We start from the raw sequence: 20,714 nt of genomic DNA on the forward strand, positions 1-20,714 counted from the left end.
GGGGCGCCCCCCGCCGGGGGCCCCCCCCCCCCCCCCCCCCCCCCCCCCCCCCCCCCCCCCCCGCCCGGCCCCCCCCCCGCCGAACTCCTCTGATGTTTATTTTCCACAAAGTTTCCCAGCCTTAAAGCGCTATGCGCGCAAGCGCACATACCGGCGCCGGCGGGCATGACATCGTGAACCACTTGCCTTTCGCCAACAGCGAAGGCGGCTAGTTGGTCCACTGATTTCAGTACAAAAGGAAACATCATGAATGTCCTGCAGAGATACACCAAGACACTGTTCTATTCCGTCGGCTTCCTCGCCGCCACCTTGCTGGCAGGCTGCGGCGGCGGCGACCAGGGGCGCGATCCTATCCTCGGCGTGCCCGGCGCGACGCTGGTTTCGCTGGCCGTCACGCCCTTGGCCCCTAGCATCGCCCTCGGCGCCACCCAGCAGTTCAGCGCCAGCGCAACCTTGAGCGACGGCTCCACACAGCCGGTGACCGCCACCTGGACCTCGGCCACCCCGGCCGTCGCCACCATCGGCGGCGCTACCGGACTGGCCACCGGTGTCACCCCTGGCACCGCCGTCATCAGCGCAGCCTACGGCGGCAAGACCGCGTCGGCCACGCTGACCGTCACGCCGGCCGTGCTGATGTCGATCGCCGTCGCGCCGCAAAACCCGACCGTGCAGATTGCCGCCAGCCGTCAACTGACCGTCCTCGGCACCTATTCCGACGCCACCACCAAGGACCTGACCGGCAGCTCGACCTTCGTGTCGGCAACGCCAGCCAGCGCCACCGTCAGCAACGGCGGCCTGGTCACCGGCGCCGCCCTCGGCACCTCGGTGGTCACCGCCACCAGCGGCGGCAAGAGCGCGGCCACCACCATCACCGTGCCTGGCGTAGCGCTGACCAGCATCGCCGTGACACCGCAAAACCCGACCGTGCAGATCGGCGCCACGCGCCAGCTGGCCGTCATCGGCACCTATTCGGATGCCTCCACCCAGGATCTGACCGCCAGCTCGAGCTTCGCGTCGGCAACGCCTGGCAGCGCCACCGTCAGCACCGGCGGCCTGGTCACCGGCGCCGCATCGGGCAGCTCGGTCATCACCGCCACCACCAGCGGCAAGAACGCGGCCACCACCGTCACCGTGCCTGCAGTGACGCTGTCCAGCATCGCCGTTACGCCACTGACCTCCACCGTCGTGGCCGGCGGCCTGCAGCAATTCGTCGCCACCGCGACCTATTCGGATAACACCACCGCGTTTGTCACCAGTTCCGCCGCATGGACCTCGAACAGCCCGTCGATCGGCACCGTGGCCTCCACCGGCGTCGCCACCGGCGTCGCTGCCGGCACCGCCACCATCACCGCCACCGTCGGCACCAAATCGGGCAGCGCCGCGCTGACCGTTACCGCCGTCGCGCCTCCAACGCCGCCAGTCTCGCTGTCGGTACCGCTGGGTAGCGCCGCCAATTTCGCCGTACTGGCAGGCACCTCGCTGACCAACAACTCCGGCGGCACCACGCTGATTACCGGCAACGTCGGCGCGCCGTCGCAAACCACCGACCCGACGCTGGCCGCCGGCTACACCAACTACAAGTCCGGCGCCATCCTGTCCGGCGCCATGGCCGATCTGCAAACCGCCATCAGCAACGCAAGCGGCCGCACCTGCGACGTCAGCTTTGCCGGCGACATCGACCTCGGCGGCCTGACCCTGGCACCTGGCGTCTACTGCTACGCTGGCGCCATCAACATCACCGGCACGCTGACGCTGAACGGTCCCGGCGTCTACATCTTCCGCACCGCGCTGACGCTCAACTCGACCGCCAACGCGATCGTCGCCCTGAGCAACGGCGCCACCGCAGGCGATGTGAGCTGGGTGCCGGTTGGTCCGACCACCCTGGGCGCCAACGGCGCCTTCAAAGGCACGATCCTCGGCCAGTCGGCTGCGATCACGGTGGGCGACAACACCACGCTGCTCAACGGCCGTGTGCTGACCGCCGCCGCCGTCACGCTGCGCAACAACCAGATCGCCAAATAAACGCTCATCTATCGGGACATCATCATGACCATCGCAAAAAAAATCGGAACCCTGAGCGCGCTCGCCTGCGCCATGCTCACCATCCAGCTCGCGCAAGCGGAAGAGCCCTTTGTCAATCCGGAATGGGCCAACAGCGCCTGGTACTTGGGCGCAGGCGTCGGCCGCTCGCGCGCCACCATCGACGAGCAGCGCCTGACGGACAGCCTGAAAGCCAACGGCGCCACGGTCACGGCGTTCAGCAAGGATGAGCGCGACACCGGCTACAAGCTGTTCGTCGGCAAGCAGCTGAACCGCTACCTGGCGGTGGAACTGGGCTACTTCGACCTGGGTAAATTCAGCTTCAACTCGACCACGTCCGGCAACGGCGTGTTCAACGGCGAGGCCGGCTTCAAGGGCGCCAACCTGGACTTGCTGGGACAGTTTCCGTTCACCGAACGGCTGTCGCTGTTGGGCCGGGTCGGCATGAACTACGCCAAGACCAGCACCCACTTCACCGGCAACCGCCTGATGGCGGTGACCGGTCCCGATCATAGCGAGCGCAAGCTCAACGCGAAGGCCGGCCTGGGCCTGGAGTACAAGCTGAGCGAAGCCCTGGCCGTGCGCGGCGAGATGGAACGTTATCGCGTCAACGACGCCGTCGGCAATCGCGGCGACGTCGACCTGCTGTCGGTCAGCCTGGTCTACAAGCTGGGCCGACCTGCGCACAGCGCGCCGGTCTATGTGCCGCCGCCGGCTGCGGAACCAGCGCCGCCGCCGGTGGTAGCGCCGGCCCCGCCTCCGCCGCCGCCAAAAGCACCGGAGCCGACATCGGAAAAAGTCTCGTTCGCCGCCGAAGCGCTGTTTGATTTCGACAAGTCGGCGGTCAAGCCGGACGGCAAGGCCGCGCTGGACGATCTGCTGCTCAAGCTGCAAGGCATGAACACCGAAGTGATGGTCACCGTCGGCCATACCGACTCGGTGGGCTCGGACGACTACAACCAGAAACTGTCGCTGCGCCGCGCCGAAGCGGTCAAGGCCTATCTGGTATCCAAAGGCATGGACGCCGCGCGCATCTACACCGAAGGCAAGGGCGAGACCCAGCCGATGGCCGACAACAAGACGGCTGAAGGCCGCGCCAAAAACCGCCGCGTGACGGTCGAGGTGGTCGGCACGCGCACGGTCAAAAAATAAGCCGGGAGGCGGCTACTGCTGGATGCCCTTGCCTGTGGCGGTCCAGTAGATGCCGCCCATCAGGTGTCCCAGGTATTGCGGGTCGCGGTACATCTCTCCGTTGTGTCCCAACGAAGTGATGAACACGCGGCCCTTTTCGTATGTGTGGTACCACGCGACAGGGTGATCCTTGCCCATGCCGTGCGTCACCTGGCCCGGCCAGATCTTGGTCGGATCGTAGGTGCTTTCGTCGACATTCAGCACCGGATGGATCTTGATGTCATACGGATTGTCGAACACATACCATTCATCGCTCCAGACCCAGCGCGACGGCAAGCCGTAGGTCGCCGGGAATTTCCTGTCTACCACCTCGGCCACGCCGGTCTGCAGCATCGGGTGGTTGCCCACGCGGCGGCCGATCAGTTTTTCAAACCACGGCCAGGTATTCGGCGGAATGATCAGCGCGCGGTGCACCAGCATGGCGTTGCCGCCGTTGCGCATGTAGTCCTCGAATTTCTTGCGGCGCGGCTCGCTCAGTTCCTCGCCCGGCGTGTTGAGGAACATGATGGCGGCGTACTGGCTCAGGTCGCCGTCGAACACTTCCGGCTTGTTGGTGTAGGTCAGCTCGAAGGCATGCAGCTTGGCCAGCGTCTCCAGGCTGTCGCGCGCGATCGGAATGTACTCGTAGTGATACTTGCCGGGCATCGCCAGCACCAGCAGCTTGTACTGGTTATCCGCGTAAGCGGGGACCGTCGCCAATAGCCATGCGCACAGCCCGAACAGCAGTTTTCTCATGAGATTCTCCGCAAAAAAGATAGCGCTAACATCTCATGTTAAAGAAAGGTTGTAAAGCGCTATCCATGCTGCAATGCGGCACGGATAGCGCTTTGCCGGCTTAGCTGGCTTGGTTGGTCGGCATGACGACGACCTGCTGCAGGTTCACATGCTTGGGCTGGGTGGCCAGGAAGCCGACCACTTCGGCCACGTCTTCCGGCTTCAGGAAGGTGATGGTTTGCTTGGCGCCTTCCAGCCATGCGATGGCGCCCGGGAACTTGAAGTGGCCCTGCAGCTCGGTCTCGGTACAGCCCGGCTCGACCACCGACACGCGGACGTTCTTAGGACCGAGTTCGGCGCGCAGGTGGCGCGTCAGGTGGCTGACGTAAGCCTTGGTCGCGCTGTAGACGGCGAAGTAAGGGTAGATGTTTTGCGCGGCTATCGACGACGTGTTGATCAGGTCGGCCGTGGCGCCGGCTTCGGCCGACCTGACCAGTTGCGGCACGAAGGCCGAGATCACGCGCATCGCGCCGGTGACGTTGAGGTCGATCTGGTGTTCCCACGGACCGGTCTCGCGCTCCTCGATCGACGCCGGCAGCATCACGCCGGCGTTGTTGAAGACCAGGTTGGCCGGGCCCCAGGTTTGCTCGACCGTCGCGGCGGCGGCTTCCACCGATGCCTGGTCGGTCACGTCGACCGTCAGTGCCAGCGCGGTGCCGCCCGCCGCCTTGATCTCGGCGACCAGTTGTTCGAGCATGTCGCCACGGCGCGCCAGCACGGCGACCTTGGCGCCCCATGCGGCCAGAAGCTTGGCGGTGGCGCGGCCGATGCCGCTGGAGGCGCCGGTGATGACGGCAACACGGTTGGATAATTGGGTCATGGTAGTTCTCCTGTAGGTTAGGTGCCGGAAGCGCCGGCGACAGGTGAACTATAGGCACACGACCACAACCAGAGTAGTCGAAAATCGCCGCTACAGTGACAACTTAAAGTTTATGCGGCATGTCGGCGCAGCTCTTCAGGCGACAGGTGGAACAGCTCGCTGCCGCGCAGCCGCTCGACGGCGAAGTCGATGAAGCGGCGCACGCGGCCGGGCATGTCGGCGCGCTGGGCGAAATACAGGTACAGGCCCATGCGCTCGCTGACCTGGTCCACCAGCAGCGGCCTCAGGCGGCCATCGCGGATGGCGGCGGCGCCGTTGATGCTGTCGATCTGGCCGATGCCCATGCCGGCCAGCACCGCGTGCATTTCCGTCTCGGGGTCGTTGCTCAGCAGGACGGCCTGCACATGGTGGAATACCGTGCCGCCGTCGATCTCGAATTCCCACGCCATCGGCCGGCCGCTGCCCGGCTGGCGGTAGCCGGTGCAGCGATGCGCCTGCAAATCGTCCAGCGTGCGCGGGACGCCGTGCTCGGCCAGGTAGGCCGGCGTGGCGCAGACAATCTGCTGCACCGGGAACAGACGGCGGCTGACCACCTGCGCATCGGGCGGATTGCCGCCGCGGAAACCGACGTCGATGCGGTCGCCGACCAGGTCGGCGAAGCCGTCTTCCTGCAGCAGGTCGAACTGGACCAGCGGATAAGTCTGCTGGAACTCGGCCAGCAGCGGCATCAGCATCTTGCGGCCCATCGAGCCGGAGGTGGCGATGCGGATGACGCCCTCGTCGTCGCGGGCGGCGCTGCGGGCACGGTTGAGCGCGCCGACCACGCCGTCCAGGCTGGGCTTGATCGATTCCAGCAGCCGCTGGCCTTCCTCGGTCAGCGAACTGTTGCGCGTGGTGCGGTGGAACAGCCGAACGCCCAGGTGCTGCTCGAACTGGCGGATGGTCTTGCTGACGGCCTGCGGCGTGGTGCCCTGCGCCTCTGCCACCTTGTTGAAGCTGCCCAGTTCGGCGGCGCGGATAAAGGTCGAGATGGCACGCAATTCATCCACGGCTGGCGGCCTCTCGCTGGATCTTGCTGATGTGACGGTCCAGGCTGTTGGCGAAGGCCTGGCGGTCGCCCTGGCTGAAGGCGGCCGGACCGCCGGTGTCGACGCCGCTGCCACGCAGTTCGTCCATGAAGGCGCGCATCGTCAGCATCTGCGCGATGTTGTCGTTGGTGTAGAACTCGCCGCGCGGGTTGAGCGCATAGCCGCCCTTCTTCAGCACGTCCGACGCCAGCGGGATGTCGCCGGTGACGACCAGGTCGCCCGGCGCCAGCAGGCGCACGATTTCCTGGTCCGCCACGTCGGCGCCGGACGGCACCTGCACCGAACGGATGAAGCGCGACGGCGGCACCCGCAGCAGCTGGTTGGCCACCAGCGTGACCTGCATCTGCGTGCGGTCCGCCACGCGGTAGAGGATGTCCTTGATGACCGCCGGACAGGCGTCTGCGTCGACCCAGATCTGCATCACAGGTCCCACAGTTCGCCGTTGGGATTGGTGCGCGGCGCGGCGACGCCGAAGTGCTTGTACGCGGCCGGCGTGGCGACGCGGCCGCGCGGCGTGCGCTGCAAAAAGCCTTGTTGGATCAAATAGGGTTCCAGCACGTCCTCGATGGTGTCGGCAGCCTCGCCGATGGCGGCCGCCAGGTTGCCGATGCCGACCGGGCCGCCGCCGAACTTGAACAGCACCGCTTCGAGCAGCTTGCGGTCCATAACGTCGAAGCCGACGGTGTCGACGTCGAGCATGACCAGCGCGGCGTCGGCGGTGGCCTTGGTGATGTCGCCGTTGCTCTTGACTTCGGCGTAGTCGCGCACGCGGCGCAGCAGGCGGTTGGCGATACGCGGCGTGCCGCGCGCGCGGCGGGCGATTTCCACCGCGCCGTCCGGGGCGATGTTGGCCTTCAGCAGCGCGGCGCTGCGGGTGACGATCTTGGTCAGTTCCTCGGTGTTGTAGAACTCCAGCCGGGCGACGATGCCGAAGCGGTCGCGCAGCGGATTGGTCAGCATGCCGGCGCGCGTGGTGGCGCCCACCAGCGTGAACGGCTGCAGGTCCAGCTTGACGGAACGGGCCGCCGGGCCTTCGCCGATCATGATGTCGATCTGGTAGTCTTCCAGCGCCGGGTACAGGATCTCCTCGACCACCGGCGACAGGCGGTGGATTTCGTCGATGAACAGGACGTCGTTCGCTTCCAGGTTGGTCAGGATGGCGGCCAGGTCGCCCGGACGCTCCAGCACCGGGCCGGAAGTCTGGCGCAGGTTGACGCCCATCTCGCGCGCGATGATGTTGGCCAGCGTGGTCTTGCCCAGGCCCGGCGGGCCGAACAACAGCGTGTGGTCGAGCGCTTCCTTGCGGTTGCGGGCGGCGGCAATGAAGATTTCCAGCTGGTCGCGGATCTTGGACTGCCCGACATATTCATCGAGATGCTTGGGGCGCAAGGCGCGCTCGATCGCCTCCTCATTCGGCGACGACGGCGCCGCGTCGATGATGCGCTGTTCGGTGAAGCTGTCGGTCTGGATGCTCATGTTGTATCAATTAACCCTTGGATAGCGCTTTCAGCGCTTGCTTGATGCCGTCCGACACGCCGCTGCCGGCGGGCACGGTCTTCAGCGCCAGCAGGGCTTCCTTGTCGGAGTAGCCCAGCGCCAGCAGCGCGTTCAGGATATCAGATTGCGAGTCCGGCACGGCATGGCCGCCGCCGGCGCCGATGTCCGCGCCCAGCTTGCCCTTCAGTTCCAGCAGCAGGCGCTCGGCGGTCTTCTTGCCGATGCCGGGCACCTTGATCAGGCGGCCCGACTCCTGCAACGTCACCGCCTGCGCCAGGTCGGAGATCGACATGCCCGACAGGATCGACAGCGCGGTGCGCGCGCCGACGCCGGTGATCTTGATCAGCTGGCGGAACACGGCGCGCTCCTCGGCGTTGCCGAAGCCGAACAGCAGATGCGCGTCCTCGCGGATTGCCTGGTGCGTGAACAGCACCACTTTTTCGCCCACGCCGGGCAGGTTGTAGAAAGTGCTCATCGGCACATCGACTTCATAGCCGACGCCACCGCAGTCCACCAGCAGTTGCGGCGGATTTTTTTCAAGCAAAGTACCGGAGAGACGACCGATCATCGTGTTGTAGCCTATAAAAAAGAGGGATTAACCGACCAGGCGGCCGTTTTTCATGCGCAAGCCAGCCAGCGGACCGCGGGCGGCCGTCGTCGTGCCCTTGCCGGCGCCGGCGATCAGAGTCAGCGTTTCGCGGCTGTGGGCGTGGCAGATGGCGATGCCCAGCGCGTCGGCGGCGTCGGTGCCGGGCAGGCCGGGCAGCGACAGGAGCCGCGCCACCATGTCCTGCACCTGCGCCTTGACCGCGCGGCCGGTGCCCACCACCGCCTGCTTGACCTGGGTCGGCGAATATTCGGCCACGCTCAGCTGCGCCGACACCAGCGCGCAGATCGCCGCGCCACGCGCCTGGCCCAGCAGCAGGGTCGACTGCGGATTGACGTTGACGAACACCTGCTCGATGGCCGAGCAGTCGGGGTTGTAGAGCCGGGCCACTTCGGCCACGCCGTCCAGGATCACCTTCAGCCGCGCCGGCAGGTCGCCCTCGCCGCTCTTGATGGTGCCGGAGGCGATGTAGCGCAGCTTCGCACCCTGCTTGTGGATGACGCCAAAGCCGGTCGTGCGCAAGCCAGGGTCGATGCCGAGAATAATCATTGATGGATTGTATGCAGTAAAGAAAAAGCCCGCAAGCTTGCGGGCTTCTGAATAGTGAGGTTGCTGCAAAATGGGCGCAGCGAGGCGCGACGTCGAAGACAGTGCGAATGCACGGCGAGACGGCGCAACGAAGCTGCGGCCGTTTTGCAGCGACCGATTAGTGGCGGAAGTGACGGGTGCCGGTGTAGAGCATCACCACGCCGCGCTCGTCGGCCGCGTCGATCACTTCCTGGTCGCGCATCGAGCCGCCCGGATGGATCACGCAGGTCGCGCCGGCGTCCACCACCACGTCCAGGCCGTCGCGGAACGGGAAGAAGGCGTCCGACGCCACCACCGAACCGGCCAGCGACAGGCCGGCGTTCTGCGCCTTGATCGAGGCGATGCGGGCCGAGTCGATACGGCTCATCTGGCCGGCCCCCACGCCCAGGGTCATGTTGTTGCCGCAGAAGACGATCGCGTTGGACTTGACGTACTTGGCCACGCGCCAGGCGAACATCAGATCCTGCAGCTGCTGCGGCGTAGGCTGCAGCTTGGACACCACTTTCAAATCGGCGATCAGCACGTTCTTGGAATCGGCCGACTGCACCAGCAAACCGCCGCCGACGCGCTTGAAGTCCATGGCATTGACGCCGTTGCCCAGCGGGATTTCCAGCAAGCGCACGTTCTGCTTGGCCGACAGGATCTGCTTGGCTTCAGCCGAGAACGTCGGCGCGATCAGCACTTCGACGAACAGCTTGGCCAGTTCGGTCGCGGCAGCCGCGTCCACTTCCACGTTGAAGGCGATGATGCCGCCAAAAGCCGAGGTCGGGTCGGTCTGCAGCGCGCGCTTGTAGGCCTCGACGGCATTGGCGCCCAGCGCCACGCCGCAAGGATTGGCGTGCTTGACGATCACGCAGGCGGCGCTGTGGTCGAAGCCGCCCATGCTCTTCACGCATTCCCACGCGGCATCGGCATCGGCGATGTTGTTGAACGACAGTTCCTTCCCCTGCAGCTGTTTGTAGTTGGCCAGCGCGCCTTCGGTCTTGACGATGTCGCGGTAGAACGCGGCCGACTGGTGCGGGTTCTCGCCGTAGCGCATGTCCTGCACTTTTTCAAACGCCACGTTCAGCGTTTTCGGATAGGCGTTGCGGCTGGCGTGGGCGCGGGTGGCGTCCAGGCTGGTCAGGTAGTTGGCGATGGCGCCGTCGTACTGCGCGGTGTGCGCGTAGACCTTGGTGGCCAGCGTGAAGCGGGTGTCGTAGCTGACGTAGCCGGGGGCGTTGTCGGTGGTCTTCATTTCCGCCAGCACCACGCCGTAGTCCGACGGGTCGCAGATGACAACCACGTCCTTGTGGTTCTTGGCGGCGGAACGCAGCATGGCCGGGCCGCCGATGTCGATGTTCTCGATCGCGTCTTCCAGCGTGCAGGTGTCCTTGGCGACGGTGGCCTGGAACGGGTACAGGTTGACCACGACCATGTCGATGGTCGGAATGTTGTGCTCTTCCAGCTTGGCCACGTGCTCGGGGAAGTCGCGGCGGGCCAGGATGCCGCCATGAACCTTCGGATGCAGCGTCTTGACGCGGCCATCCAGCATCTCCGGGAAACCGGTGTAGTCGGCAACTTCGGTCACTGCCACGCCGTTGTCGGCCAGCAGTTTGGCGGTGCCGCCGGTCGACAGGATGTTGACGCCCATGGCGGACAGCGCGCGGGCGAAGTCCAGCACACCGGTTTTGTCGGATACGGAGATGAGAGCTTGTTTAATCATGGCTATGAGAGGCTAGGTGGTTGAATATTCTGTATGTCGAGGCCGGCCAACAGCGGCCGTCCCCAGCCGCTCATGCCGGAAAAACGCGCGCTGTTTACAGCAGGCCGTGTTCTTGCAGTTTTTTGCGCAGCGTGTTGCGGTTGATGCCCAGCATCTGCGCGGCGTGCGACTGGTTGCCGTCGGCACGCGTCATGACTACTTCCAGTATCGGCTTTTCGACGGTCAGCACGACCATGTCGTAGATGTTCGATGCCTGCTGCTCGCCCAGGTCGTTGAAGTAATCTTCAAGGCTCTTCTGGACTACTTCCTGGATACTTTCTTTGCTCATTTTATGTCGTTCGCTCATTAAATCTGTTGACGCTGGTAAATCAACCCGGGGCTTGTGACCCTGGCGCTTACCCTTTTGATCTGACTTTTTTAGTGCTCTCTACACCGTCTCAGGCGGCTTGCAGTTCTTCCGCGAGGCGGTATTGTAACCGCTCGCCGTGACTCCACTGGGATTCGAAAAATTGATCAACGGCAATCAGCTGTTCTTCAGTGGATTCCAGCAGGTTCATTTTCTGACGGAATTCCTCGCCGCCGGCAAGGTCGCGCACGTACCAGCCGATGTGCTTGCGTGCGGTGCGCACGCCCAGGTAGTCGCCGTAAAAGGCGTAGTGGGCGCGCAGGTGTTCGTCCATCAACGCGCGCACCTCGTCGACGTACGGCGCCGGCAGATGGGTGCCGGTGCGCAGGTAATGGTCGATCTCGCGGAAGATCCACGGCCGGCCTTGCGCGGCGCGGCCGACCATGACGGCGTCGGCGCCCGTGTAGTCCAGGACAAACTTGGCTTTTTCCGGCGACGTGATGTCGCCGTTGGCCACCACCGGAATGGCCACCGAGCGCTTGACCGCCGCGATGGTGTCGTACTCGGCGTCGCCGGTGTAGCCGTCGGCGCGGGTGCGGCCGTGCAGCGTCAGCATGGCGATGCCGGCGTCTTCCGCGATGCGCGCGATGTTCAGCGCGTTTTTATGGGATCGATTCCAGCCGGTGCGGAATTTCAGCGTGACGGGAACGTCGACAGCGCCCACCACCGCATCGAGGATTTGCCTGACCAGCGCTTCGTCCTGCAGCAGCGCCGAACCGCACCAGGCGTTGCACACTTTCTTGACCGGGCAGCCCATGTTGATATCGATGATCTGGGCGCCGCGTTCGACGTTGAAACGGGCGCAATCGGCCAGGTCCTGCGGGTCGGCGCCGGCGATCTGCACCGCTTTCGGCTCCATCTCGCCGGTATGGTCGGTACGGCGCGAGCTTTTCTCGGTCGCCCACAAGCGCGGGTTCGAGGCCGCCATTTCCGACACCGCATAGCCCGCTCCCAGCTGTTTGCACAGCTGGCGGAATGGACGATCCGTGACGCCAGCCATGGGGGCGACGAAAACGTTGTTGCGCAGTAAATGAGGGCCGATTTGCACTGGCGATACCTGAACGGGAAGAAGGAACCCTCTATTTTAACCGAAGGGCTGCTCAAATAATAAGCACTATTTTTTATGAATCCGGCAAATGTGCAGCCTTGCCGTTATGAGTGACTATTTCCGTGCGTAAATTTTCAGCGCGGTCGTCAGACTATATCGTCCAGGGCAGCCAGGCTCAGGTGTTCGACTTCGCCCCAGCTGTCGAGCGACAATTTGCCGTCCGCCCAGCTGAAGCGGTTGATGCTGGCGTTCTTGACCTGGAAGTCGCGCGGGCTGTCCAGCGACATGCCGACGGCTTCGCGGTAGGCGCACTCCAGCACGCCGCCGTGGGCGACGATGGCGATGGTGCGGCCCGGATGGCGCGCCGCCCAGCCGGCGATGCCGGCGGTGGAGCGCTGGTAGAACTGGCGAAAGCTTTCCGCCTCGCGCGCGCCCGGCGGCATCACGGCATCGATATCGCGGGCTTGCCACAATGCGTACTCGGCCGGATATTCGCGTTCGATGTCGGCGTACAGCATGCCTTCGAACACGCCGTAGCAGCGCTCGCGCAACTGCGGATCGGTTTGCAGGCTCAGGCCGTCGTAGTGGCCGGCCGCGGCCTGCGCGGTTTGCATCGCCCGCTGCAGGTCGCTGGACACCAGCACGTCGAGCTGCTCGCCTGCCAATGCCTGCGCCAGCGCCTCGGCCTGGCGTTCGCCTTCTTCATTGAGCGGGATGTCGGTATGGCCCTGCAGGCGGCGCACGGCGTTCCAGGCCGTCTCGCCATGGCGGATCAGCAAAATGGTGGTGTTCTTCATGCAGTCTTTTTTCTCGACCGCCGCGCCAGCGCGGACAGTACCGGATTCAGGGTGTAGCTGCCGATCAGCTGGGCTTCGTCGATGATATGGCCGTGTATGGCGTTGAGCACGTCGATGCAGGTAAAGCGCCCTTCCAGCTCCAGCCGCGGAACGTCCAGCGCATAGATGCGGAAAACATAGTGGTGCACACGCTCATCGTTAAACGGCGGACAGGGGCCATCATACCCGTAATAGTCGCCGGCCATCGCCGGGTCGGCCGAAAACCATCCGCTGTAGTCGTTGATGCCCTGGCGCAGCCGCACGCCGTCCAATACGAATTCCGGCCCCGGCTTGCCGCGCGCGGTCACGCCGTCCGCCATGGCGCCTTCGGCAATGGACGACAGGCTGGCCGGGATATCGATCACGCTCCAGTGGAAGAAGTCGCCGCGCGGCAAGCCGGCGGCCAGCGTGCAATCGGCGCGGTTGACGTTGCTGGCATCCTGCGGCGCGTCGCCGTCTATGCACAGCAGGACCAGCGATTCCGTGCCTGCCGGCACATCGCGCCAGGCCAGGTGGGGATTGCGGTTGGCGGACAAACCGACCTGCCCGCCCGCATCCAGCGCGGCGAAGGCGTAGTCCGCGGGAATGGTGTCGCCATTGCGAAAACTGTCGCTGGAAAGTTTCATGTCCGTCTCCCCGCTATTTATTTAGCGTTAGTTTGCAGCCAAAACGTCACCGGGCCGTCGTTGGTCAGCGAGACTTTCATGTCCGCGCCAAATTGGCCGGTTTGCACCACCGCATGCTTCAGCCGCGCCTGTTCGACAAAATAATTGAACAGGCGCAGGCCGTCGGCCGGCGCGGCGGCCGGCGTGAACGACGGACGCGTACCCGACTTGGTATCGGCCGCCAGCGTGAACTGCGGCACCAGCAGCAAGCCGCCGGCCACGTCGGTGACGCTGCGGTTCATCTTGCCGGCCTTGTCCGCAAACACCCGGTAGCCCAGCAGCTTGGTCAGCAAGGCATCGGCCTCCCTCTCGGTGTCGTTGCGCTCGGCGCATACCAGCACCATCAAACCGGCGTCGATGGCGCCGACGGTGGCGCCGTCGACCACCACGCTGGCGCTGCTGACGCGCTGCAACAGCCCTATCATGCGGTCAGCGTCACGCGCGCGAACTTGCGCTTGCCCACTTGCAGCACAAAGGTGCCGGCCTCGATCTTGACCGCCTTGTCGCTGATCACGGTGCCGTCGATGCGCACGCCGCCCTGGTCTATCATGCGGCCGGCCTCGGACACCGACGCGCACAGGCCCGCCGACTTCAGCAGTTGCTGGATGCCGGCCGGCGCGCCCGGCAGCGCGATTTCCGCCACGTCGTCCGGGATGCCGCCCTTGGAGCGGTTGACGAAATCGTTCAGCGCCTCTTCGGCGGCGGCCTGCGAGTGGAAGCGGGCGACGATTTCCTGCGCCAGCGCCACCTTGGCGTCGCGCGGATTGGCGCCGCCGTCCACGGTCGCCTTCAGCGCGGCCAGGTCGGCGATCGAGCGGAACGACAGCAGCTCGTAATACTTCCACATCATCACGTCGGAAATGCTCATGATCTTGGCGAACATGGTGTTGGCCGGTTCGGTGATGCCGATGTAATTGTTCTTCGACTTGGACATCTTGTCGACGCCGTCCAGGCCTTCCAGCAGCGGCATCGTCAAAATGCACTGTGGCTCCTGGTCATAATCCTTCTGCAGCTCGCGGCCAACAAGCAAGTTAAATTTCTGGTCTGTTCCACCTAGCTCAAGGTCTGCCTTCAAAGCGACCGAATCGTAGCCTTGCATCAACGGATAGAGGAACTCATGGACGGCAATCGGTGTCCCATTCTTGAAGCGTTTGCTGAAATCGTCGCGTTCCATCATGCGCGCCACGGTGTAGTGCGAGGCCAGCTTGATCAGGCCGCGCGCGCCCAGCGGGTCGCACCACTCGGAGTTGTAGCGGATTTCGGTCCTGGCCGGATCCAGCACCAGCGAGGCTTGCTTGAAATAGGTCATGGCGTTTTGCTCGACCTGCTCGCGCGTCAGCGGCGGACGGGTGGCGTTGCGGCCGGACGGATCGCCGATCATGGAGGTGAAATCGCCGATCAGGAAAATCACCTGGTGGCCCAGGTCTTGCAGCTGGCGCATCTTGTTCAATACAACGGTGTGGCCAAGGTGCAGGTCGGGTGCGGTAGGATCCAGGCCCAGCTTGATGCGCAGCGGTACGCCGCTTTGTTCGGAGCGCGCCAGTTTCTGGGCGAACTCGCTTTCAATCAGCAACTCGTCGACACCGCGTTTGGTGATGGCGAGAGCCTCCAGGACGCTGTCGGTCAGCGGCAATGCTTTAGAGGGGGCCGGCGGTGTCGAAACAGTGGTAGTCATAATTTTTTGCGGTATTTTTCAGAAAAAGGTAGGCAGCCTCAGGAGTTTGATATAATCCTCGATCCATCAATCTTGCCGTACGAAAACGAACTTAAACAATAATTAGAAGAAATAAAACGTTCCTGAATAGTTCAAGCGGCAAATTTTAACTGATTGCATGAACCAAATACATAAATTCACGAGCTCACGCTTGTTCAATCTGCTAGGTTCTACGCGCAAGGCGCGCATCGTCAGCGCGTCTGCATTGTTTCTTGCAGTATGTGCGTTTGGTGCGGCCGGCGTAGCTCCGCTCGCCCCGGATGCTTCCGATTTGCCAGTCAAGTCGGTGCAGGAATCGGTGGCGCTGCCAGACCTCAGCTCGCAAATCAGCGCGCTGGAACAGCAATCCTCCAACGAACATTTCGTCCACGAAGAAAAGATCCGCGCCGGCGATACGCTGGCCGCATTGCTGAATCGTTTGGGTGTGGACGATGAGGCGGCCGAGAACTTTATCAAAAAAGATAAAGTCGCGAAAGGCGTCATGCAGCTGAAGACGGGCAAGCGCGTCCAGGCGCAGACCGACGACGAAGGCAACCTGCAATGGCTGCGCGCGGTGGTCGTTGACGGCAAGGACAATCCGGTCAAGAACATCAAGATCAGCCGCAAGGGCGACAACTTTGTCGCCGAGGAAGAAGCGGCCAAGCTGGAACGCCGCGTGGAAATGCACGCGCGCACCATCAGCTCGACCTTGTATGCGGCAACCGATTCGAGCGAAGACGGCACCAAGCTGCCGGACTCTATCGTCAAGCAGATCGTCGAGATGTTCTCGACCAGCATCGACTTCCGCGGCGACCTGAAACGGGGCGACCATTTTAATGTGGTGTACGAAACGTTCTGGCAGGATGGCGAGTTTGTGCGAGCGGGCCGCATCCTGGCCGGCGAGTTCACCAACAAGGGCACGACGTATCAGTCGGTCTGGTTCGAAGATCCACAAAGCAAGCAGGGCGGCGGCTACTACAGCTTCGACGGCAAAGCCCTCAAGAAAGCCTTCCTCAAATCCCCGGTTGAATTCTCTCGTATCTCTTCTGGCTTCGCGATGCGCGTGCATCCGATTTCCGGCCAGTGGAAAGCCCACAAAGGCATCGATTTCCCTGCACCGACCGGCACGCCGATCCGCGCTTCGGGCGACGGCGTCATCGATTTCGCCGGCACCCAGAACGGCTACGGCAATTTCGTCATGATCAAGCACTGGGCCAATTACACCACCGCCTACGCACACATGAGCCGCTTCGCGCCTGGCATCAAAAAAGGCAGCAAGGTCAGCCAGGGTGACGTGATCGGCTACGTCGGCACCACCGGCTGGTCGACCGGCGCGCACCTGCACTACGAGTTCCGCGTCGGCGGCGAAGCCAGGGACCCAAGCACCATGAACGTGCAAGCCCAGGCCCCGTTGACAGCGGCGGAAATGTCGCGCTTCAAAGCCTACGCTTCGGACATGTCGCACCGCTTCGCGCTGCTGCAACCGGGCGGCTCCGGCGGCACACGCGTCGCGGCGAAATAAACGCAACGTAAGACTTATCAAGACAGGTCGCTTCGGCGGCCTGTTTTTTATGATGATGCGCCGCCGGGTTCGCTTCTTCCGTGCGACAACGCACGCAAGCTCAGGCAAAATACGTTTTTGAACAATGGGGGCTGCGATGGCGTTGTATATCGGTTTAATGTCCGGCACCAGCCTGGACGGCGTGGACGGCGCACTGGCGCAATTTGACGGCGACGCCATCAGCACGCTGGGCGCGGCCTACATCCCCTTCCCTCCCGCGTTGCGCGCCGACCTGATGGCGCTGCAGGCGGCCGGCCCCAACGAGATCGAGCGCGAGGCATTGGCCGCCAACCAGCTGGCGCGGTTCTACGCCGATTGTGTGCAGGCATTGCTGGCCGAAGCCAGGCTGCAACCCAAGGATGTGCGCGCGGTGGCGGTCCATGGCCAGACCATCCGCCATCGCCCCGAGCTGGGCTTCACGCGCCAGACCAACAACCCCGCCCTGCTGGCCGAGCTGTGCGGCATCGACGTGATTGCCGACTTCCGCAGCCGCGACATCGCCGCCGGCGGCCAGGGCGCGCCGCTGGTGCCCGCCTTTCACCAAGCCTTGTTCGGCAAGGCCGGGCAGACGCGGGTGGTCGCCAACATCGGCGGCATCTCGAATATCAGCGTGCTGGCCGACGGCCACGTGACCGGTTTCGACACCGGCCCCGGCAACGTGCTGATGGATGCCTGGATAGGCCGCCACCAGGGCAAGGAATACGATCAGGATGGCGCCTGGGCGGCCAGCGGCAAGGAAATCCCGGGATTGCTGGCGAGCATGCTGGCGGAGCCGTATTTCGCCGTGCCGGCCCCCAAGAGCACCGGGCGCGACCTGTTCCACGCCGACTGGCTGGATGGGCAGCTGGCGGCGTTCCCGACCGCCGCGCCGGAAGATGTGCAATTCACGCTGACCAGGCTGACCGCGCTGACGCTGGCGCAGGCGATACGGGCCTACGGCGGCGGCGCGGACGCGGTCTATGTCTGCGGTGGCGGCGCCTACAACGGCGTGCTGATGAGCGAATTGGGCACCGTGCTGGGCAAGCAGGTGCTGGTGGCGTCGACCCAGGCGCTGGGCGTGGCGCCCAACCGCGTGGAGGCGCTGGCGTTCGCCTGGCTGGGATACCGCTTCAGCGAGCGGCTGGCGGGCAATTTGCCGAGCGTAACGGGCGCCAGCGGCGACCGCGTGCTGGGCGCGCTATACCCCCGCTGAAAAAACAACGGCGGAGCAACCGAAGTTGTCCGCCGTGGCGTCCGCGTTGAGCGGAGTGAAACTTATACCGAGAACGACGAGCCGCAGCCGCAGGTCGAGGTCGCGGTTGGATTCTTGATCACGAATTGCGCGCCTTCCAGGTCGTCCTTGTAGTCGATTTCCGCGCCGACCAGGTACTGGTAGCTCATCGAATCGATCAACAGCTGAACGCCGTTCTTGACCATGGTGGTGTCGTCTTCGTTGACGATTTCGTCAAACGTGAAGCCGTACTGGAAGCCGGAGCAGCCGCCACCCTGCACGAATACGCGCAGTTTCAGGTCTGGATTACCCTCTTCCTCGATCAGTTGGGCGACCTTTTCGGCCGCGCTATCGGTGAAGATGATAGGCGACGGGATTACATCTAGCGATTCGGCGACAGCATTCATTTCAGACTCCTACGTGAAAACATTTGGCCCATTATAGACCCTTGGCGTAAATTATGCTCCGGAGACCACCAAAAGGGGTTCCACGCCGGAACTGTCGCGATGGGTCAATTGCCCCAGCACCTGTGCGCCGCCGTGCATTTCCAAAACTTTGTAGCATACATCCCCAATGATGCGGGCTTTGGGCTGGATTTCAAGCAAGGCGGTGCTGATTACGCTGCCCTTGATCTCGCCATTGACCACCAGATGGTCGCAGCGCACCTCGCCCTCGATCCGGGCGTTCTCGCCAATCACCAGGTAGCTGGCATGGCCGGCCTCGGCAACCACGTTGCCGAATACCTTGCCATCGATGCGCATGCCGCCGCGAAACAACAGATTACCGTCTACGCGGATGGTGGCGCCGATCAGGCTGTCCATATCGGTCATGTGTGGCTTTCTGATTACAAAGTTGGGCGGAAATCCTTAATCTACTATCCCCTTCAGGCCACACTTTGATTTACGGCAGCAGCGCGATCTGCATCAGGCCGGTTGTCTCTTCCAGGCCAAACATCAAATTCATGCATTGCACGGCCTGGCCGGAAGCGCCCTTGACCAGGTTGTCCTGCACCACCAGCACGATGACGGTGTTGCCGTTGTCCGGACGATGCAACGCCAGGCGCAGCATGTTGGAACCGCGCGTGGAACGGGTTTCCGGATGCGAACCGAAAGGCATCACGTCGACGAACGGCGAGTCCTTGTATTGCTCTTCGAACAAGGCTTGCAGCTGTTCGTTGCTCACATCCTTGGTCAGGCGGCCGTACAGGGTCGAGTGCATGCCGCGTATCATCGGCACCAGGTGCGGCGTGAAGACCAGGCCGACCTGGTCGGACGTGAACTTCTGCAGCTGGGCCGAGGTTTCCGGCGTGTGGCGGTGGCCGGCCACGCCGTAAGCCTTGAAGTTGTCGCTGGATTCGGAGAACAGCGTGCCGATCTCGGCCTTGCGGCCGGCGCCGGACACGCCGGACTTGCAGTCGGCGATCAGCGCGCCAGCGTCGATCAGGCCGGCTTTCAGCAGCGGATAGTAGCCCAGCTGCATGGTGGTCGGGTAGCAACCCGGATTGGCAACCAGGCGCGCGCGCTTGATGGCGTCGCGGTTCAGTTCAGCCAGGCCGTAGGCGGCTTCTTCCAGCAGATCCGGGCAGGTGTGGTCGATCTTGTACCATTTTTCAAAGACGGCCTTGTCCTTGATGCGGAAATCCGCCGCCAGGTCGATCACCTTGACGCCGGCCTTCAGCAGCTCGGGCGCCTGCGCCATGGCCACGCCGTGCGGCGTGGCGAAGAACACCACGTCGCACTTGCTCAGGTCGGCCTTGTCCGGCGACGAGAAGGCGATGTTCACGCGGCCGCGCAGCGAAGGGAACATATCGGCAACCGGCAAGCCATCTTCCTTGCGCGACGTAATTGCCGTCAGCTGCACATCAGGGTGGACTGCCAACAGTCGCAGCAATTCCACTCCGGTGTATCCGGTGCCGCCGACGATGCCAACTTTGATCATGTTCTTTCCTTGAATGAGGTAATGCGTGGAGAAATGACTGCCATTTTATCAGCCATAGGCTACAGGCGTATTACGTCTGAAAAACCCATACCCAATAGCAAAAAAGCCGCCCGGCACAAGGCCGGCGGCTTTTTCGAGGATGTGCCGCAAGCGGCGCACCACAGCGTAAAAATTAACGCTTCGAGAATTGCTTTGCGCGACGTGCTTTGCGCAGACCAACTTTTTTACGCTCAACTTCACGTGCATCGCGGGTAACGAAGCCGGCGCGTGCCAGATCGCCCTTCAGCGCTGCATCGTAGTCGATCAGGGCGCGGGTGATGCCATGACGCACAGCACCTGCCTGGCCGGACTCGCCGCCGCCGTGCACGTTGACTTTGATGTCAAAACGCTCGACGTTGCCGGTCAGTTCCAGTGGTTGACGAATAACCATCAGGCCGGTTTCGCGGGAGAAGTACTCAGCCGCTGGCTTGCCGTTAACGATGATTTGGCCAGTGCCAACTTTGATAAACACACGAGCTACTGCACTCTTGCGACGGCCGGTGCCGTAATTGTAGTTACCGATCATGTCAGTTCCTTAGATTTCGAGTGCTTTAGGTTGCTGAGCAGCGTGCGGGTGCGAACCTTCAGCGTACACTTTCAGCTTCTTGATCATTGCGTAGCCCAGTGGGCCCTTCGGCAGCATGCCCTTGACGGCTTTTTCCAGAGCACGGCCTGGGAAACGCTGTTGCATTTTCAGGAAGTTGGTCTCATAGATGCCACCTGGGTAGCCCGAGTGACGGTAGTAGGTCTTCTCGGTTGCTTTGGTGCCGGTCACGCGCAGTTTGCCTGCGTTGATGATGACGATGAAATCGCCGGTATCGACGTGAGGAGTAAATTCTGGCTTGTGTTTGCCGCGCAGTCGGAGTGCCACTTCGCTGGCAACACGTCCGAGGACTTTGTCCGTCGCGTCAATCACGAACCAATCGCGCTGGACTTCATGGCCCTTAGCGGAAAAAGTTTTCATGTTGACTTCCTAAATAATAAAACACGCTCAAATGGTGGTTCCGC

23 protein-coding genes are annotated in these 20,714 nt (G+C 63.3%); 4 read left to right on the plus strand and 19 right to left on the minus strand.

Annotation, left to right across the window (positions count from 1 at the left end; translation table 11 throughout):
- Nucleotides 1-246: 246 nt before the first annotated feature.
- Both ACCD07_RS29915 and ACCD07_RS29920 read left to right on the plus strand, forming a co-directional pair.
- A complete protein-coding gene (locus tag ACCD07_RS29915) occupies nt 247-2,022 on the plus strand; it encodes an Ig-like domain-containing protein (RefSeq protein WP_413449433.1) in 1,776 nt (591 codons plus the stop codon).
- 24 nt (nt 2,023-2,046) lie between these two features.
- Complete coding sequence (locus ACCD07_RS29920) at nt 2,047-3,192, plus strand: OmpA family protein (protein WP_176654779.1); 1,146 nt, start codon at nt 2,047-2,049, stop codon at nt 3,190-3,192.
- Between the two features lie 12 nt (nt 3,193-3,204).
- Here the strand turns inward: ACCD07_RS29920 and ACCD07_RS29925 are convergent, their stop codons facing one another.
- The 14 genes from ACCD07_RS29925 to tyrS form a co-directional block, all read right to left on the minus strand.
- Nucleotides 3,205-3,966 (minus strand): ThuA domain-containing protein, encoded by a 762-nt coding sequence (locus tag ACCD07_RS29925; RefSeq protein WP_176654780.1) that lies wholly within the window; start codon nt 3,964-3,966, stop codon nt 3,205-3,207.
- A 100-nt stretch (nt 3,967-4,066) separates the two neighbouring features.
- On the minus strand, nt 4,067-4,825 hold the full coding sequence (locus tag ACCD07_RS29930) for an SDR family oxidoreductase (RefSeq protein WP_413449434.1): 759 nt from the start codon (nt 4,823-4,825) through the stop codon (nt 4,067-4,069).
- Nucleotides 4,826-4,935: 110 nt separating this feature from the next.
- Nucleotides 4,936-5,874, minus strand: a complete 939-nt coding sequence (locus ACCD07_RS29935) for a LysR family transcriptional regulator (RefSeq protein WP_413449435.1) — start codon at nt 5,872-5,874, stop codon at nt 4,936-4,938.
- On the minus strand, nt 5,867-6,334 hold the full coding sequence (locus tag ACCD07_RS29940) for a YaiI/YqxD family protein (RefSeq protein ID WP_176654783.1): 468 nt from the start codon (nt 6,332-6,334) through the stop codon (nt 5,867-5,869). The genes ACCD07_RS29935 and ACCD07_RS29940 overlap by 8 nt, the downstream gene beginning before the upstream one ends.
- On the minus strand, nt 6,334-7,389 hold the full coding sequence (gene ruvB / locus ACCD07_RS29945) for a Holliday junction branch migration DNA helicase RuvB (RefSeq protein ID WP_176654784.1): 1,056 nt from the start codon (nt 7,387-7,389) through the stop codon (nt 6,334-6,336). Before ruvB ends, ACCD07_RS29940 begins: the two co-directional genes overlap by 1 nt.
- Nucleotides 7,390-7,399: 10 nt before the next feature.
- Nucleotides 7,400-7,978 carry a Holliday junction branch migration protein RuvA gene (gene ruvA, locus ACCD07_RS29950; RefSeq protein ID WP_176654786.1) on the minus strand — a complete coding sequence of 193 codons (579 nt, stop codon included), beginning with the start codon at nt 7,976-7,978 and terminating at the stop codon, nt 7,400-7,402.
- 27 nt (nt 7,979-8,005) lie between these two features.
- The gene (ruvC, locus tag ACCD07_RS29955; protein WP_176654787.1) at nt 8,006-8,566 is read right to left on the minus strand and encodes a crossover junction endodeoxyribonuclease RuvC; all 561 of its coding nucleotides are present in this window, start codon (nt 8,564-8,566) and stop codon (nt 8,006-8,008) included.
- Nucleotides 8,567-8,723: 157 nt separating this feature from the next.
- Nucleotides 8,724-10,310, minus strand: a complete 1,587-nt coding sequence (gene purH / locus ACCD07_RS29960) for a bifunctional phosphoribosylaminoimidazolecarboxamide formyltransferase/IMP cyclohydrolase (protein WP_176654788.1) — start codon at nt 10,308-10,310, stop codon at nt 8,724-8,726.
- A 94-nt stretch (nt 10,311-10,404) separates the two neighbouring features.
- Nucleotides 10,405-10,638: a helix-turn-helix domain-containing protein gene (locus tag ACCD07_RS29965; protein ID WP_008445162.1), complete on the minus strand. Its 234-nt coding sequence runs from the start codon at nt 10,636-10,638 to the stop codon at nt 10,405-10,407.
- Nucleotides 10,639-10,747: 109 nt separating this feature from the next.
- The gene (gene dusB, locus ACCD07_RS29970; protein WP_176654789.1) at nt 10,748-11,764 is read right to left on the minus strand and encodes a tRNA dihydrouridine synthase DusB; all 1,017 of its coding nucleotides are present in this window, start codon (nt 11,762-11,764) and stop codon (nt 10,748-10,750) included.
- Nucleotides 11,765-11,910: 146 nt separating this feature from the next.
- Nucleotides 11,911-12,561, minus strand: a complete 651-nt coding sequence (locus ACCD07_RS29975; protein WP_176654790.1) for a histidine phosphatase family protein — start codon at nt 12,559-12,561, stop codon at nt 11,911-11,913.
- Entirely contained in the window at nt 12,558-13,226 is a 669-nt protein-coding gene (locus ACCD07_RS29980; RefSeq protein ID WP_413449436.1) for a YbhB/YbcL family Raf kinase inhibitor-like protein, read from the minus strand. The genes ACCD07_RS29975 and ACCD07_RS29980 overlap by 4 nt, the downstream gene beginning before the upstream one ends.
- Nucleotides 13,227-13,243: 17 nt before the next feature.
- A complete protein-coding gene (gene dtd, locus ACCD07_RS29985) occupies nt 13,244-13,690 on the minus strand; it encodes a D-aminoacyl-tRNA deacylase (RefSeq protein ID WP_413449437.1) in 447 nt (148 codons plus the stop codon).
- On the minus strand, nt 13,687-14,940 hold the full coding sequence (gene tyrS / locus ACCD07_RS29990) for a tyrosine--tRNA ligase (protein WP_413449438.1): 1,254 nt from the start codon (nt 14,938-14,940) through the stop codon (nt 13,687-13,689). Before tyrS ends, dtd begins: the two co-directional genes overlap by 4 nt.
- Nucleotides 14,941-15,097: 157 nt before the next feature.
- Between tyrS and ACCD07_RS29995 the strand changes: the two genes are divergently transcribed.
- The gene (locus ACCD07_RS29995; protein WP_176654794.1) at nt 15,098-16,480 is read left to right on the plus strand and encodes a M23 family metallopeptidase; all 1,383 of its coding nucleotides are present in this window, start codon (nt 15,098-15,100) and stop codon (nt 16,478-16,480) included.
- A 136-nt stretch (nt 16,481-16,616) separates the two neighbouring features.
- The gene (locus tag ACCD07_RS30000; protein WP_413449439.1) at nt 16,617-17,711 is read left to right on the plus strand and encodes an anhydro-N-acetylmuramic acid kinase; all 1,095 of its coding nucleotides are present in this window, start codon (nt 16,617-16,619) and stop codon (nt 17,709-17,711) included.
- Nucleotides 17,712-17,773: 62 nt separating this feature from the next.
- Here ACCD07_RS30000 and erpA read toward each other — a convergent pair whose 3' ends face one another.
- The 5 genes from erpA to rplM form a co-directional block, all read right to left on the minus strand.
- On the minus strand, nt 17,774-18,136 hold the full coding sequence (erpA, locus tag ACCD07_RS30005) for an iron-sulfur cluster insertion protein ErpA (protein WP_008445143.1): 363 nt from the start codon (nt 18,134-18,136) through the stop codon (nt 17,774-17,776).
- Nucleotides 18,137-18,187: 51 nt separating this feature from the next.
- Nucleotides 18,188-18,559 (minus strand): bactofilin family protein, encoded by a 372-nt coding sequence (locus tag ACCD07_RS30010; protein ID WP_413449440.1) that lies wholly within the window; start codon nt 18,557-18,559, stop codon nt 18,188-18,190.
- A gap of 70 nt (nt 18,560-18,629) precedes the next feature.
- Complete coding sequence (gene argC / locus ACCD07_RS30015) at nt 18,630-19,667, minus strand: N-acetyl-gamma-glutamyl-phosphate reductase (RefSeq protein ID WP_413449441.1); 1,038 nt, start codon at nt 19,665-19,667, stop codon at nt 18,630-18,632.
- A 172-nt stretch (nt 19,668-19,839) separates the two neighbouring features.
- Nucleotides 19,840-20,232, minus strand: coding sequence for a 30S ribosomal protein S9 (rpsI, locus tag ACCD07_RS30020; RefSeq protein WP_008445137.1), 393 nt, complete (start codon nt 20,230-20,232; stop codon nt 19,840-19,842).
- Between the two features lie 9 nt (nt 20,233-20,241).
- Nucleotides 20,242-20,670, minus strand: coding sequence for a 50S ribosomal protein L13 (gene rplM / locus ACCD07_RS30025; protein WP_056157909.1), 429 nt, complete (start codon nt 20,668-20,670; stop codon nt 20,242-20,244).
- Between the last annotated feature and the right edge of the window lie 44 nt (nt 20,671-20,714).

The organism is Duganella sp. Dugasp56 (assembly GCF_047304105.1).
Classification (GTDB): domain Bacteria; phylum Pseudomonadota; class Gammaproteobacteria; order Burkholderiales; family Burkholderiaceae_D; genus Rugamonas; species Rugamonas hordei.